This is a genomic window from Thermohalobaculum sp. (assembly GCF_058622915.1).
This window is the reverse complement of the sequence record NZ_JBZSYN010000119.1, coordinates 1-15,330: the sequence shown is the minus strand read 5'-3', so window position 1 is coordinate 15,330 and position 15,330 is coordinate 1. Positions and strand designations below refer to the sequence as shown.

15 protein-coding genes are annotated in these 15,330 nt (G+C 65.3%); 6 read left to right on the top strand and 9 right to left on the bottom strand.

All coding sequences use genetic code 11. The features are described 5' to 3' along the window. The 5 genes from AC32QD_RS09320 to AC32QD_RS09300 all read right to left on the bottom strand — a co-directional run. On the bottom strand, window positions 1-196 hold a 196-nt coding region (locus AC32QD_RS09320), incomplete at its 3' end, for a transposase (RefSeq protein WP_492010217.1). Between the two features lie 144 nt (window positions 197-340). Further along, on the bottom strand, window positions 341-1,453 hold the full coding sequence (locus AC32QD_RS09315) for an ABC transporter permease (protein WP_492010215.1): 1,113 nt from the start codon (window positions 1,451-1,453) through the stop codon (window positions 341-343). Next, entirely contained in the window at window positions 1,453-2,571 is a 1,119-nt protein-coding gene (locus tag AC32QD_RS09310) for an ABC transporter permease (protein WP_492010214.1), read from the bottom strand. Before AC32QD_RS09310 ends, AC32QD_RS09315 begins: the two co-directional genes overlap by 1 nt. Further along, window positions 2,568-4,301, bottom strand: coding sequence for an ATP-binding cassette domain-containing protein (locus AC32QD_RS09305; protein WP_492010213.1), 1,734 nt, complete (start codon window positions 4,299-4,301; stop codon window positions 2,568-2,570). Before AC32QD_RS09305 ends, AC32QD_RS09310 begins: the two co-directional genes overlap by 4 nt. After that, complete coding sequence (locus AC32QD_RS09300; protein ID WP_492010212.1) at window positions 4,301-5,134, bottom strand: efflux RND transporter periplasmic adaptor subunit; 834 nt, start codon at window positions 5,132-5,134, stop codon at window positions 4,301-4,303. The genes AC32QD_RS09305 and AC32QD_RS09300 overlap by 1 nt, the downstream gene beginning before the upstream one ends. A gap of 514 nt (window positions 5,135-5,648) precedes the next feature. On the opposite strand from AC32QD_RS09300, the gene AC32QD_RS09295 reads away from it, so the two are divergent. Both AC32QD_RS09295 and AC32QD_RS09290 read left to right on the top strand, forming a co-directional pair. Further along, window positions 5,649-6,323 (top strand): winged helix-turn-helix domain-containing protein, encoded by a 675-nt coding sequence (locus AC32QD_RS09295; RefSeq protein WP_492010211.1) that lies wholly within the window; start codon window positions 5,649-5,651, stop codon window positions 6,321-6,323. A 74-nt stretch (window positions 6,324-6,397) separates the two neighbouring features. Then, entirely contained in the window at window positions 6,398-7,708 is a 1,311-nt protein-coding gene (locus AC32QD_RS09290) for a sensor histidine kinase (protein WP_492010210.1), read from the top strand. A 52-nt stretch (window positions 7,709-7,760) separates the two neighbouring features. Here the strand turns inward: AC32QD_RS09290 and AC32QD_RS09285 are convergent, their stop codons facing one another. Continuing rightward, window positions 7,761-8,249, bottom strand: coding sequence for an SDR family NAD(P)-dependent oxidoreductase (locus AC32QD_RS09285; RefSeq protein ID WP_492010216.1), 489 nt, complete (start codon window positions 8,247-8,249; stop codon window positions 7,761-7,763). A 12-nt stretch (window positions 8,250-8,261) separates the two neighbouring features. Next, window positions 8,262-8,474 (bottom strand): hypothetical protein, encoded by a 213-nt coding sequence (locus AC32QD_RS09280; RefSeq protein WP_492010209.1) that lies wholly within the window; start codon window positions 8,472-8,474, stop codon window positions 8,262-8,264. A gap of 457 nt (window positions 8,475-8,931) precedes the next feature. Between AC32QD_RS09280 and AC32QD_RS09275 the strand changes: the two genes are divergently transcribed. From AC32QD_RS09275 to AC32QD_RS09265, 3 genes are read left to right on the top strand one after another with little or no spacing between them, the layout of a single operon-like run. After that, window positions 8,932-9,522, top strand: coding sequence for a cysteine dioxygenase family protein (locus AC32QD_RS09275; protein ID WP_492010208.1), 591 nt, complete (start codon window positions 8,932-8,934; stop codon window positions 9,520-9,522). Window positions 9,523-9,527: 5 nt separating this feature from the next. Beyond that, window positions 9,528-11,156 (top strand): rhodanese-like domain-containing protein, encoded by a 1,629-nt coding sequence (locus AC32QD_RS09270; RefSeq protein ID WP_492010207.1) that lies wholly within the window; start codon window positions 9,528-9,530, stop codon window positions 11,154-11,156. Between the two features lie 39 nt (window positions 11,157-11,195). Further along, window positions 11,196-12,056: a hypothetical protein gene (locus AC32QD_RS09265; protein ID WP_492010206.1), complete on the top strand. Its 861-nt coding sequence runs from the start codon at window positions 11,196-11,198 to the stop codon at window positions 12,054-12,056. A 112-nt stretch (window positions 12,057-12,168) separates the two neighbouring features. Here AC32QD_RS09265 and AC32QD_RS09260 read toward each other — a convergent pair whose 3' ends face one another. After that, window positions 12,169-12,546, bottom strand: a complete 378-nt coding sequence (locus AC32QD_RS09260) for a sensory rhodopsin transducer (RefSeq protein WP_492010205.1) — start codon at window positions 12,544-12,546, stop codon at window positions 12,169-12,171. 230 nt (window positions 12,547-12,776) lie between these two features. On the opposite strand from AC32QD_RS09260, the gene AC32QD_RS09255 reads away from it, so the two are divergent. Next, a complete protein-coding gene (locus AC32QD_RS09255; protein ID WP_492010204.1) occupies window positions 12,777-13,760 on the top strand; it encodes an SDR family oxidoreductase in 984 nt (327 codons plus the stop codon). Between the two features lie 296 nt (window positions 13,761-14,056). On the opposite strand, the gene AC32QD_RS09250 is transcribed toward AC32QD_RS09255, so the two are convergent. Further along, on the bottom strand, window positions 14,057-15,330 hold a 1,274-nt coding region (locus tag AC32QD_RS09250), incomplete at its 5' end, for a (Fe-S)-binding protein (RefSeq protein ID WP_492010203.1).

Genomic DNA, 15,330 nt, shown 5'->3' with positions numbered 1-15,330 from the left:
TCGCCCGCAGCAGCATCTCCGGCGCGATCGAGGGCCGCCCCATGCCGGAGTAGAGCCCCGCGAAGGCGCCCGAGAGCCGCCCCAGCGTCGTGTTCGCCAGTTCACGGATCGCCCGCAGCGGATGGTCCCGCCGAACCCGCCCCTCAAGATCAACATACGAGAACAGCTCTCCCGACCTTCCCTCCCAACCTCGCATCACCACCTCGCCCGGTTCCCCAGAGCGAGTGAATCACGCCATCAGCACGAGCGCCACCCACTTCTTCAACAGCCTGTTAGGCGCCTTTGCCACTCGCGATCAACCACGATAGGGGTGAACCTCACCGGTGGCGATCGCCCGAGATCACTCCAGGCGCCGTTTGAACATCCATCCGGCAACCGGCAGCGTGACCGCACCGATAACCAAGAGCGGCCAGGTGTTCGCCCAGACATCCGCCGCCGGCATGTCCTTGAGAAACAGTCCCTTCACGGTGATCAGGAAATACATCAGCGGGTTGGCATGGTTCGCGACCTGCAGCCAGTGCGGCATGTTCTCGACCGGAGCGGCGTAGCCCGAAAGCGTGACCGCCGGCACGAGAAACAGGAATGTGCCCAGGATTGCCTGCTGCTGCGTCTTGGAGAGCGACGATATGAACAGGCCTACGCCGACGATCGACGTGACGAAGGCGAGCATCGAGAGCAACAGCAGCGTGAACGAGCCCCTGAAGGGGATGCCGAAGACCGTGACTGCCGCGACGAAGATCACCATGCCCTCGGCCACACCGATCATCATTGCCGGCACGGTCTTTCCGACCAGGATCTCCCAGGGCATCAGCGGAGAGACAAGGAGCTGCTCGAAGGTCCCGAGCTCGCGCTCGCGCGCCACCGACAGCGCCGTCACGATCACAGTGACCAGCATGGCCAGGATCCCCACCAGCGATGGCACTGTAAACCACAGATAGAGCAGGTTAGCGTTAAACCAGTTGCGTTCGACAATCACCGTAGGCGGCAGCTGCGCTCCGCGCCGGCCCTCGACCTCCTGGCCATAGGCTGCGGCGATCCGGGTGATATAGCCACTGACGATCTGCGCTGCGTTCGAACGCCGTCCGTCGAGGATGAGCTGGAGAGTGGCACTCTCTCTCGCCTCGAGTCGGCGGGAGAAATCGGCCGGAATATGCACGGCCGCAATGGCCTCTTGCGAGTCGATCAACTGCCGGCTTCGGGCCAGGCTGTCGACGAAGGTGATCCGTGTGAAGGTCGGCGAGCCAACCAGCCGGTGCACGATCTCGGTCCCGTGTTTGCCCGCGTCCTGGTTGAACACCGCGAGGCTGACGTTCTTTACCTCCAGCGTCGCGGCGAATGAAAAGATGAGGAGCTGCAGGAGCGGCGGCCCGATCAGCACAATCCGCGCCTTGGGGTCGCGGAAGAGGCTGAGCAGCTCCTTCACCATGAGCGCCAGGATGCGGCTGGCCGGCATCAGGCGTCGAGCCTCTTTTTGGTCCTCAGCGCCGTGAGCGCGAAGAAGGCAAGACCGATCGCGAGCATCGCCCCCATGCTTTCCAGCAGCAGCGGCCAGATGTCGCCGGCAAGGAACAGCGTCTGCAGGCTGGTGACGAAGTAGCGTGCGGTGAAGGCGTGCGTGAGGATACGGATCGGCTCGGGCATCGCCGCGATGTCAAAGATGAAGCCCGAAAGCATGAATGAGGGCAGGAAGGCGGACATAATCGCCGCCTGGGAGGCGACGAACTGGTCCCGCGCCACCGTCGATATAAACAGGCCCTGGCCGAGGGCGCCGACCATGAATATGGCTGTGGCAACCAGAAGTGCAGCGAACGAGCCTCGGAACGGGACCCCGTACCAGAATATTGCGACCACCCAGCAGATGCTCATGGAGCCGACCCCCAGCAGGAAATAGGGGATGAGCTTGCCAAGCAGAATCTGCAGGATGGAGACCGGCGTCGCCATCATCGCCTCCATCGTGCCGCGCTCCCACTCGCGGGCGATCACGAGCGCGGTCAGGAGGGTGCCGATCAGCGTCATGATAATGGCGATGGAACCTGGAAGCAGAAAGTTCCGGCTTTTGAGCGCCGGGTTGTACCAGACCCGCGGCTGGACCGAGATCGCCGGATTGCCGATATCCAGCCCGCGGTCGATCGCCTCGTGCCTGAGCCACACCTGGAGCACGCCCTGAGCATAGTTCTGCACGAAGGAGGCGATGTTCGGCTCGGAGCCATCGGCGATCACCTGAAGGCTGGCTGGGTGGTTCCCGAGGATCGCCTCGGCGGAGAAATTCTGCGGGATCACCACGATCCCGCGTAGCCGGGTAGCGACGAGGTCGTCCTCGAACACGCGCTCGTCGCGCGCCACGGTGACGTCGAGGAAGCGCGAGTTGGAAAAGGCGGTGGCCAGGCTCATGATGTCGGGCGTGCGATCCTCGAGAACCAGGCCGATCCTGATGCGATTGGTGTCGAGATTGACACCATAGCCGAAGATGAACAGCAGGATCAGCGGCAGCACGAAGGCAATCAGGATCGAGCTGGGATCGCGCACGATCTGCAGCGTCTCCTTGCGGATCAGTGCCAGAAGCCGCCTCATGCTGCCTCTCCGCGCAGACGTGTGGCGTCGCTGTTGCGCACCAGCGCGATGAAGGCGTCCTCGAGCGTGGGCGATTGCAGCTCGGGCGCGAGGCGGGCGGCCTGCGCCTTGAGGTCGTCGGGCGTGCCCGTTGCGATGTTCTCGCCACGGTAGATCAGGCCGATACGGTCGCAGTACTCGGCCTCGTCCATGAAGTGCGTCGTCACCATGACGGTCACGCCCTTCTCCACCATGGCGTTGATGTGGGTCCAGAACTCGCGCCGCGTGATGGGATCGACCCCCGAGGTCGGCTCATCGAGGAACAGCACATCCGGCTGGTGCATGACGGCGCAGGCGAGCGCCAGGCGCTGTTTGAAGCCGAGTGGCAGTTCGCCCGCACTCATCGAAAGGAATCTCCCGAGATTGAAGATCTCCGTCATCAGCTCGAGCTGCTGACGTTGACCCCTGCCCCGAAGCCCGTAGAGACCGGAGAAAAAGGTCAGGTTCTGCGCCACGCTGAGGTTGCCGTAGAGCGAGAACTTCTGCGCCATGTAGCCGATGCGCGCGCGCGCCCTCGAGGTCGCGGTCTTCAGGTCGAACCCGGTGACGAAGGCCTGTCCCTCGGTCGGCTGCAGCAGCCCGCACATCATTTTGAAGGTCGTGGACTTCCCGGCTCCGTTCGGGCCGAGCAGGCCGAAGATCTCGCCCCGCCCAATGCGGAAGCTGTTATCGCGCACGGCCGTGAAATCGCCGAAGCGCTTGGTCAGGCCGCGGGCGTCGATCACCGGCTGGTCCCCGGCCGGCTTTTCGGCCATGCGCTCGGCCAGCACCGAGCGGCCGCCGGGGCCGCCTCCGAGGATGTCGATAAAGGCGTCCTCGAAGCGGGGCTCTACCGTGCGCCATTCGCCGCGCTCGAGCGCGGGCTTCGGGGCGTCCTTTCGAAGAACTATGCGTATGTCGCTGCCCTGGATCACGCCGTCGATGACGGCGTCCTGCTGCAACAGGCGCATGAGCATGGCGCGTCTCTCGTCCTCGGGGGCGCCCTCGACGTGCCAGGTGCGGTCTGCGACCTGTTCGAGCAGGTCCGCCGGCGGCCCGTCATGCAACTTCTCGCCCTCGTTGAGCAGGACGACCGTGTCACAGCGCTCGGCCTCGTCGAGATAAGCAGTCGACCAGAGCACGGCCATCCCGTCGGAGAGCAGATCCTGTACCATCCGCCAGAGCTCGCGCCGCGAGATCGGGTCGACGCCGACGCTGGGCTCGTCGAGCAAAAGCAGCTTCGGATCGCCGATCAGCGCGCAGGCAAGACCGAGTTTCTGCTTCATGCCGCCGGAAAGCCTGCCGGCGAGGCGAGACTGGAACTCGCGCAGGTCGGTAAAGTTCAAAAGCCGGTCGAACTTGTCGGCCCGCCGCGCGCCGGTGACCGGGCGTAGATCGGCATGCAGGCGCAGGTTCTCGATGACGCTGAGATCCTCGTAAAGGCCGAACTTCTGCGGCATGTAGCCGGTAATCTCGTGTATGGCCTCGGCTTCGGTCCTGTAGTCTCGTCCGTCTACTGTGATTGTTCCCTCATCGGCATGCATGAGGCCGACGATATGCCGAATGAGGGTGGTCTTGCCGGCCCCGTCCGGCCCCACCAGGCCCGTCATCCGCCCCGGCACAATCTCGGCCGATATCGCCTTCAGCGCCGGATGGTCCATGCCATTGAAGCGCTTGGTTAAGCCCTCGATCCGGACGATGGGCTCCGGCATCAGGATCCCGCTGTCCGTTTCTTGAGAATCACGGTGACCGGCATCCCCTGGCGCAGTCCCTCGTCCGGATTGGCGACGATGACGCGGAGCCGATAGACCAGGTCGGTGCGCAACTCGGTCGTCTCGACAGTCTTGGGGGTGAACTCCGCCTGGGGAGAAATGAAGCCAACCTGGCCTTTGTAGACGCCACCGCTATCCGTGCGCACGGTGGCCTGCTGCCCGGGGTAGACCTGGCCGAGATCGGGCTCCGCGACATAGGTCCGCACCCACACCGGGCTGATCAGTGCCAGGGTGTAGACAGGCGCGCCCATCGCCACGATGGAGCCCGGCTCGCGCACACGGGTCAGGATGATGCCGCGGTCGGGGGCGTGGATCTCAGTGTCGTCGAGGTTCTCCTGCGCAAGGTCGAGACTCGCCTTGGCTGTCCGCGCACGGGCCCGGGCCTCGTCGCGGGCGGCCAGTGCCTCGTCGTAGGCGCTCTCCGAGATCGTCCCGCGCTTGAGAAGCTCGGCGCGGCGTTCGTAGTTCTTTTCGGCGTTCCTGAGAGCGGCCTGCGCCTCGGCCCACTCGGCATCCCGAAGTGCCAGTTCCTTGCGGAACGGCTCCTTGTCGAGGACGGCCAGCACGACGCCCTTGTCGACAGAATCTCCCTCCTCGAACTTCATCGACTCGATTCGGCCGGAAACCCGGAAGCCCAGCGCGACGTCGCGGATATCGATGTTGCCGTAGAGCGTCAGATAGGGGCTTGCTTGCTCGGGGCGATGCAACTGGTAATAATACCAGGCCGCGCCACCTACGCAGGCGATAAAGAGCAAGACGACGATTTTTTTCACGTTATCGCATCCTGCGAAAACCAAATGCCGCAGCCTGCTGCCGAGCGATCTGCGCCGGCCTGACAATCAGCGTCGATCACGCCGCATCTGCCGAACATGGCACACTCTCCCTTTGTGCGCGGCAAAAGAGGTTCCCGCGCAACCACGGCTAATGCCGTAACGATTGCGGCGGGTCATCCGGCTGCCTACGGTGCCCCGGATGTGGCCGCGCGCGCCACCCCCGATACGGCTGAACCCTGGCAGCAATCGCACTCTCCTGCCCGCGCGCGTCGAGGCAGTAAGATTAGCGGCTTGTAACGCGACGGAAATCCCGTAGCTGTGAAATGCGGCTATATTCGGTGAGGGTGTTGCCATATCCGCTGGCAGAGCAATCGCACCGGGGGCCAAAAACGCGACTGGCGAGGGCGCTGGATCGGCAGATCAAGGGTTGTGGCGGCAAGAGGGGCGAACAGAGAAAGAGCGGCCGCGATTGCGATAATCGACCTCGCCGGTCGGCCGGGAAGGCACGTAGAGCATGAAAGTATTGCTGATCGAAGACGACGAGCAGACCGCGCGCTACGTCATGTCGGGGCTGACCGAGGAAGGTCACGTCGTCGATCACCTGGCCGAGGGCCGCGAGGGACTGATCCAGGCGAGCACCGGAGGCTATGACATCCTGGTGGTCGACAGAATGCTGCCTGGGCTCGACGGATTGTCGCTGGTAAAGACGCTGCGTGCGGCGAAGGTCAAAGTTCCGGTCCTGTTTCTCACTGCGCTCGACGGAGTCGACGACCGGGTCGAGGGCTTGAACGCCGGCGCGGACGACTACCTGGTCAAGCCCTTCTCCTTCGCCGAGTTGTCCGCCCGCATCAACGCACTGGGTCGCCGCCCGCAACTGAGCGCCGAGACCAATGTCCTGCGGGTGGGAGACCTGGAGATGGACCTGCTACGACGCACGGTCACGCGGAGCGGCAAGCGCATCGACCTGCAGCCGCGCGAGTTCCGGCTGCTCGAGCATCTGATGCGCCGGGCAGGCCGCGTGCAAACCCGCACCATGTTGCTCGAGGCGGTCTGGGACTTTCACTTCGACCCACAGACGAATGTCGTCGAGACTCACATCAGCCGACTCCGCTCAAAAGTCGACAAGCCCTTCGAGACCGAGCTGATCCATACCGTCCGCGGCGCCGGATACACGCTCCGGGCGCCATGACGGCGCAGCCGCGGCGGACCTTTCTCCGGTCGACCACATTCCGCCTTGCCGCGGCAATCACCGGGCTTTCCACGATGGCGATGCTGGTCGCCTTCCTGGCCTCATACTGGCTGATCGCGCAGGACCTCAGGCAGTGGACCAAAGACCAGATCGAGGACGAAACGGAGTTCCTGGTCGCCTCCTATCGAACCCAGGGGCTGAACGCCCTGATTGCGCAACTGCAAGCGCATGCGTTGATCGAGAGCGGCGAGACGCTGTATTTCTACACCGGCCAAAAGCACAAGAGACACGCCGGCAATGCCATATTCAAACACCCCTTCGTCGGCTGGCGCTCGGTCTCCGAGAGCGCGCTGATCGCCACCGACGGCGTGCGGCTCGACCAGGATTACCTGGCTTTGGGCACTCGGCTCGGCAAGGGAACCCTGATCCTGGCGCGCAGCACGAACTCGATCGAGGACGTCCAGAGGATCTTCGCTGCCGCGACGCTTTGGGGTCTTGGGATTGCCCTCGTGCTCGTCATGGTCGGCGCCGCAGCCTTCGCGCGGCGCGCCGAGACGCGAATTCGCGGGATTGCGCGCACGCTCGATGAAGTGGCTGCCGGTGAGCTGGATCGCCGGGTTCCGCAGGACGCCTCGAGCCCGGGGGATGATCTGGATCGCGTGGCAGCTTCGATCAATGCGATGCTGGGGCAGCTGTCGAAGAACGTCGCCAGTTTGAAGCAGGTCTCGGCCGACGTTGCGCACGATCTCAAGACCCCGATCCAGCGGCTGAGAAGCACGCTCGAAGGCATCCGCCGTGAGCCCGAGCTAGCGCAGCGCATCGAGGCGGTAATCGACGAGGCGGTGGAGCAGAGCGATCAGATCGTGCAAACCTTTCAGGCGCTGCTCCGCATCGCGCAGATCGAGGGCGGGAGTCCGCGCACCCGCTTCCGCCCGACCGACATGGTCGAGTTGGTAGAGGCGGTCGCCGAGGCGTTTCAGCCGGCGGTAGAAGAGGCGGGGCACCGCTTCGTGTCAGAAATCGAGGATGGTACCGTGCTGACGGTCGAGGGGGACCGGGATCTACTGGCGCAGATGTTGTCGAACCTTTTGACCAACGCGATCCGGCATGCGCCGCCGCCCGCGGACATAGCGTTCGCCGCGCGGGCCACGCAGGATCGCGTCCTGCTGACGGTATCCGACACGGGGCCTGGCATTCCGCCCGAGGAACGCGATCGCGTCTTCCGCCGCCTCTATCGGCTCGAGCGCAGCCGCACGACAGAGGGCAGCGGACTCGGCCTGAGCATGGCGCAGGCAATTGCCGAGCTGCATGGCGGCGAGATCCGGCTCGAAGCCAACGCCCCGGGGTTGAAGGCCATCGTCTCGCTGCCACGCCTGGCTAACTGACCCCGCCCAACCCGAACGGACGGCATGGCCCATCACGGCCTGCGCCGATACGCTAGATCGAGGCCTCGAGCCGGCTGCTGACCAGAAGCTCGGCAACGGACGCCCTGTTCGGCAGACTCAGGAGGTACTCGACGGATCGCGCGATGGCTTCAGGCTCGATCTTGAACTCGCTCACGGGCGTGTTGCTGTGCGCGACCATCTCGGTGTCCACCATGCCCGGGCACAGAGCGGTCGCGCGCACGCCGTCGGCATAGCCTGCGCGGCGCGTGGCGTGCGCCAGGGCAACCGCGGCGAACTTGCTGGCTGGATAGCCGAGACTGTCCGAGAGAAGCCGCTTGCCCGAGAGCGACGCCAGCACGACCACGCGGCCCGTCTTTGCGGCCCGCAGCGCCGGCAAGGCGGCGCGGATCAGCCGCGGTGGGCCCTTGAAATTAACCTCCCACATCTTGTCGTAATTTGTTTCGTCCTCGTCCTCGAGGCGTGCGGGCAGTGACAGGCCGGCATTGGCGACGACTGCGTCGAGGCGTCCGAAACGATCGATCGTGCCTGCGGCTCAGGACTTCGAGGTGGCGGCGTCTTGCGCCTCCCATTGGCAGCGATAGACCCGGTCCCGAGGCATTCCGTGCGTCGCCGCCTCCAGCATTGCGGTGTCCCGGGCGCCGAGGCTGAGCAGATAGCCTTGCTCGGCGAGAAGCCTGGCTGTCGCCAAGCCAATCCCGCGATTGGCGCCGGAGATCATCACCACCCGTCCGTCCGGTGAGAGCATCGTGGCCCTACTCTTCCCCTGCTGCATCGTGTCAGGACAGCGTAACGCGGCCGAACCCGATGAGATAGGCCCGGCGGCTCCTTTATATCCGCGGTGCTCGCATTATCAGCCGCCGCCGCTGCCTAAGTCCCTTGGAACCGCGGGACGGAGGTTGCAGCCACAGCACGGCCGAAAGCGCGCTCAATCGGCGCAATGCCGAATCCGTCCTGCCCGTGGTACCGGACGGGCACGGTCGTCGCCAAAGCCGTCCCAGCGAACCCGGCGGCCCGTTCATGTGCGATTCCAAATACCACCGCATGAGGCGGCAGCCACGCGAAAAGCGCGAGCGTGCGGCCGGCCCGCAACCGCACCTCGGACCGCCGGCTGCTCGGCAAGAGCGCGGCGCTTCCGGGGCGCTCGACAGTCGCAAGGCGTATCCCTACACTGCCGAAAAGTAAAAGTGTCCCGGAGCCCGACGATGACCGATCCCGCTGCCGAGCGCGGCTGCCAGGTTGCAATGCTTATCGCCGACACCCGCAAGCTGGTTGATTCTGCGCCCATCGATCGCGAGGTGCTGGACGGCATCCGCGCCCGCGTACTCGAGCTCGCCGCTCACAAGGAGATCTGGTGCGAGACGGACTTCCCCTCGCCCGCCGAAGGCGAGAAGCAAAATCGCTACCTGATCGGGCAGGAGGGGCGGAGGGGCATCTCGCTCTATCTCAATGTGATGCGCGGCGGCAAGCGCATCCCGCCGCACAATCACACCACCTGGGCCTGCGTCGCGGCAGTGGAGGGCGTCGAGCACAACACGCTCTATGACCGGCTCGACGACGGCTCGATCCCCGGCAAGGCCCAGGTCCGCCCGCGCGAGACGATCGCCGTCGGGCCGGGCAACGCCATCGCGATGTTGCCCGACGACGTGCATAGCGTCGAAATCCGCGGCAACCAGACGATCCGCCACCTGCATTTCTATGGCCGCCCGCTCGAGACGCTGGACAGGCGCCTGACATTCGACATCGAGAAGGGCACCTGCAAGGTCATGGAGATGACCGTCAAGACAAAGGCCTGAGCGGGATGCGCTACGCCGAGGTCGCTGCAGTCAAAGCGATGCTCTCGGACGGGGGAGAGGTCGCCCTCGTGGATGTGCGCGAACATGGCCAGTACGGCGAGGGGCATCCCTTCTTTGCCGTGAACATACCCTACAGTCGACTTGAGATGATGGCACCGCGACTGATGCCGCGCCGGACGGTCCGCTGCGTGGTGCTGGATGAAGGCGACGGTGTCGCCGAGAAGGCTGCATGCCGCTTGGCCGCAATCGGCTACACGGACGTCACTGTCATGGAGGGAGGCGCGGCTGGCTGGGCCGAGGCGGGGTTCACCCTATTCAAGGGGGTCAACGTGGCCTCGAAGGCCTTCGGCGAACTGGTCGAGCACGAGATGCAGACGCCCTCGATTTCACCGGCCGGGCTGAAGGCGGCACAGGAGGCCGGAGACGATCTGATTATCCTCGACGGGCGCACGCCGGAAGAGTTCCGAAGCATGACGCTGCCCGGTGCCCGATGCTGCCCGAACGCCGAACTGGGCTACCGGCTTCCTGCCCTCGGGGCTGGCCCGGAGACCCGGATCGTGATCAATTGCGCGGGACGCACCCGCTCGATCATCGGCGCGCAGACCCTGCGCAATCTCGGCGTGGCGAACGAGGTCGTCGCCCTCAGGAACGGCACCCAAGGCTGGCAGCTGGCTGGCTTCGAGCTCGCCCGGGGAACTGCGCCCGGCGCCCTGCCAGAACTTTTACCGGCCGAGCGCGCGGCCAGCCGGGACGTTGCCTGGCGCCTGATCGCGACCGCGCGGATACCCTTGATTGAGCCTGGCGCGGTCGATGGGCGGCAGGGCGGTTCGTCGCGCACCTCTTATCTCTTTGACGTGCGCACGGCCGAGGAGTTCGCCGCGGCGCATGTTCCGGGCGCTCTGCACGCCCCCGGCGGTCAGCTCGTGCAGGCGACCGACCATTGGGTTGCGGTGCGCGGCGCAAGAATAATCCTTTCCGACGACACCGGCCTGCGAGCGGCGATGACGGCCCTGTGGCTCCGCGGCATGGGACACGACGTCGCGATTCTCGACGCGGATGCCTCGCGCGGGAAGGTTCCTCCGGCCGTGGTGGACCCGGCGGCACACCTGGCGGAAGTCGCCTGCACCGAGGTTACCGCACGCCTTGACGCCGGCGCCAAGCTTATCGATTTGTCTCCGTCGATGTCGTTTCGGCCGGCGCACATATCGCGCGCCCGGTGGGCGATCCGCCCGCGGCTGGAAAGGCTGGATCTATCCGGCGCCTCCGAGGTCCTGCTGGTGGCGCGAGAGCGCGGCATCGCCGAGGCGGCCGCGCTCGACCTGGCCGAGGCGTATCGCGGGCCGATCTCGTTTGTCCCCGGCACCGAGGCGGACTGGCAGAAAGCCGGGCTCCGCCTGGCCGCCAGTCCGGACAATCCGGCGGATGATGAGTGCATCGATTTCCTGTTCTTCGCCCACGACCGGCACCACGGCAACCTTGCTGCGGCCCGGGCGTATCTGGACTGGGAGACCGGTCTCCTCGACATGCTCGATGCCCAGGAGCGTGGCAGCCTGAACACGGCGCGCTCGCTGCCCGGCAGCACGAAAGCGGGACTATCTTCGCCGCCGAAAGAGTCAGTGAAGTGCAGCGGTTGATGAATTAACCTATCGATCGTCTCGCCCAGGGAGGCGCTTATGTTCAATCCGACTTCGGTCGTAGCATCCGCGTTCGGAGATTACCTGTCGGAACTCTATCTCCAGCACTTTTCCGACCGCAAGATGGAGTACGCTTCGTTCATCGGCGGCGCCGCGCGCCTTGTCCTGGAGCGGCTCGGCAACTCGGATGCGCTGTATCACAATGCCGAGCACACCATGATGGTGACGCTGGTCGGACAGCAGATCATGCGGGGCCGCCTGATTTCGGAAGCCTTGCAGCCCGAGGACTGGGTCCACTACACGGTGGCATTGCTGATCCACGACATCGGCTATGTGCGCGGCATCTGCAAGGGAGACCGGGACGGCCAGGTCGTGATAAACGCGGCGGGAGAGACGGTGACGCCCCCGCGCGGTGCATCCGACGCGATCATGGCGCCCTATCACGTTGACCGGGGCATGATCTACGCGCGCGAACGCTTCGCGGCATCGAGCTACATCGACGAGGAAAGGATCGCGCGCGCGATCGACTTCACGCGGTTCCCGGTGCCCAAGGACCCGGCCTATGCCGATACCGAGACGGAGCCGGCTCTGGTCCGGGCGGCCGATCTGATCGGCCAGATGGGAGACCCGTTCTACCACCGCAAGATCAACGGTCTCTATCAGGAGTTCGCCGAAACCGGGGTGGCGGAGAAGCTGGGCTACAACTCGCCCATGGACTTGGTCGAGAAATACCCCGAGTTCTTCTGGTCGCAGGTGCAACCCTACATCGGGGCGGGGCTGCGCTACCTCGAACAGACGATCGAAGGCAAGCAGTGGGTGGCACAGCTCTACAATCATCTTTTTCAGGTGGAATGCCGGGCGAGCTATCTCGGGCCGTTTCCGGGTGCCCGACCCGGCTGACTCCGCGCCACAGCCGGCCAGCAAGCTTGACGGCGGCCTAGAGACAGTTGCCCAGCTCCATCAGCGGGAAATTTTGAGGCCCGCTTCGAGAGCCGCGCGCGGCGGCGGCATCTCAATCGCACGGACAGGCGATCGTGGTCATCAGCGCATTCTCCGCCTGCCGCGAGTCCAGCCGGGTGTGCTGAGCGATGATCGGAGTATCGGACTCGATCACGCTGGCATAGTCGGTGTCTTTTGGCACCGCTTCCGGATCGTCAAGGTCGTTGAAACGTACATGCCGCGTGCGGCGGGCGGGCACTGTCAGGCGGTACGGTCCGACCGGATCGCGGTCGCCGAAATACAAGGTAATTGCGACCCGGGCGTCACGATCGCCGGTATTGAGCAGGCACACGGTTTCGTGGCTCAGCATCTGGGGCTGTGGGCCGTTGCTCTGTTCGGGAATGTATCCCTCGGCGATGGCCCAACGCTTGCGTCCAAGTCCGTTTTCCATCTTCGATCTCTCAGTCCCAATTTGTCGGTGTCGGCAGGTCGGTCTCGGTGTCCTTCCCGCCCCGCGGCGGCCGCAGGCGCATCAGGAGCGGATACGCCCGCACCCGGCGCGGGATCGCTCCTCGGGCACGCACTCACCACCAGAAACGAGCGGTGCCGAGACCGGGTTCCATCGCGCGTGCCCCGATCAGCCCGGGCGGAACCGCGCGGCGCATCGGACGTTTCACCAGCATGTTAGATACGGTTGTCATCACCGGCGCCTCCGCCGGCGTGGGACGCGCAACGGCCCAGCGGTTCGCGGCCGACGGCGCCAAAGTCGCGCTGATCGCGCGAAACAGGGCCCGGCTGGAGCGCGCCGCAGCAGAGGTCGAGCAAGCGGGCGGACGGGCCCTTATCTGTCCGGCCGACGTTGCCGATCCCGAAGCCGTCGAGCAGGCGGCCGAGAGGATCGAGCGCGAGCTCGGACCCATAGATGTGTGGATCAACGCCGCGATGACAACCATCTTTGGCCCCTTCCTCGAAGTCTCCCCCGAGGAATTCAAACGCGCCACCGAGGTGACCTATCTCGGCTTCGTGCACGGTACGATGTCGGCGCTCAGGCGGATGAACCAACGCGACCGGGGTACCATCGTGCAGGTCGGGTCGGCCCTTGCCTACCGGTCGATTCCGTTGCAGTCCGCCTATTGCGGCGCGAAGCACGCGATCGTCGGCTTTACGGACTCCCTGCGCTGCGAATTGATCCACAATGGCAGCCAGGTAAAGCTCGTTGCCGTGCATCTGCCGGGGATGAACACGCCGCAATTCGATTGGGGCCGGAACAAGATGTCGAAGCGGCCGCAGCCAATGCCACCCGTCTACCAGCCCGAAGTGGCTGCGGAAGCGATTCACTACGCGGTGCGCAACCCGCGTCGAGAGCTCTGGCTCGGCTGGGTCTCGGTCGAAACAATCCTCGGCCAGAGGCTCACGCCAAGCTGGCTCGACTCGATCCTCGCCCGCAAGGCCTACGATGGTCAGCAAACGGATGAGCCGGCACCCGATGGAGACGACAACCTGTTCTCGACCGTGGACGGCAACTTCGGAGCTCACGGCCGGTTCGACAGTGGGGCCCGCTCGACGAGCAGCGAGTTGTGGCTGATCAAGAACCGATCGTTCCTTGGGGTCCTGGGCATCGGGTCTGTCGCCGCCCTGATCGCGGGCCTGATCGCCTCGAAGTGAAGCCCGCCCGCCCGTCGGGTGGCATTGTGCAATCTCGAAAACGCGGTGCCTGGTCTTCTGCCCGCTCCTTTGCAGGCTAAGATTTCGCGCGATCGGGCCGACATACATGCGGCACTGTAAAGAAGATGCCACCCGCGCGCAGCCTGCGCCCACTTAGCGCCGCCGATGAGATCACGCACCGTTACATTGGGAATCGTGGTTCGGGGCTGGTTAGCCTCGCAGCATGGAAAAATCCTCCAAACTGCTCAGCGTTGACCGACTGATCGGCCGCGCGGCGGTGCGCCGCCTTCCGCGACTCAGCGGTCGTTCGGCGCTTCCGCCAAGAGCTCGGGCAGCGTGATCGGTGCGCGACCGGTCGCTTGGCGAGCCTGCTCGCGACAACTGAACCCGTCCGCGACGAAGCAGGCGTCGCCGGCTTCCCTGAACCGCGGCAGGAAGGCCCGTTCGCCGGCCCGCATGGCGATGTCGTAGGTCTCGGCGCGGAAGCCGTAGTCACCTGCCATGCCGCAGCAGCCGTCGTCGAGCAACTCGACGTCCATTCCGGTCTTCTCCAAGAGATCGACCTCCGGCTGCGCCCCCATGACCGCGTGGTGGTGGCAGTGGGCATGCACCAGCGCCCTGCCCTTGCGCGCGGGCGGTTCGTAGCCGTTCTCGAGCAGGAACTCGCTGAGCAGGAAAGTCTGGCTCGAGAGGCGCTGCGCCTGAGCATCGTCAGGAAACATCTGCAAAAGCTCGTCGCGGAAGGCCGCGACGCAGGCCGGCTCGAGCCCGACGACGGGAACGCCCGCGTCGATCCAGGGTCGCAGCGTCGACAGCGTGCGCCGCCACAGCCGGTCGGCGAGACCCAGGAAGCCCTGGGCGTAAAGCGGCCGTCCGCAACAGACGGGCCGCGGCGGGATCTCCACCTGCCAGCCGGCCTGCTCGAGCACCGTCACAGCGGCCTTCAGCGGCTCGGTCGTGAGGTAGCAGTTGAAGGTGTCCGGCCACAGCAAGACGCGTTTTTCCTCGCCGTTGCCGCCCCCCGTCTTCTGCCGGCGCCGGAACCAGGTTCGGAAGTCGGGATTTGCAAAGCGGGGAATGCTGCGCTCGGGCGCGAAGCCCCCGACTCGCTTGGCGAGCCCGGAGAGCGGGGCCGTTTGCGTAACGGCGTTAACGAAGGACGGAAAGTGGCTGCCAAGACGCGACCACCACCAGATCAGACCCATGGCGTAGGCCGCGCGCGGCCGCAGGCGGCCCTTGTAGTGATGGTGCATGAACTCGGCCTTGTAGGCTGCCATGTCCACATGTACCGGGCACTCGCTGCGGCATCCCTTGCAGGCGAGGCAGAAATCCAGCGCCTCGCGCACTGCCTCCGACTTCCAGCCGTCCTCGACCACATCGCCCAGCGTCATTTCGTGGAGCAGCCGTGCGCGGCCCCTCGTCGAATAGGCTTCCTCCCGCGTCGCCATGTAGCTTGGGCACATGACGCCGGAATCGTGCTTGCGGCACTCGGCGACGCCGACACAGCGGGCAGCGGCTCTGGCGAAATCGCCGTCGTCCTGCGGGAGCGCGAGGCGAATCTCGGACGAGC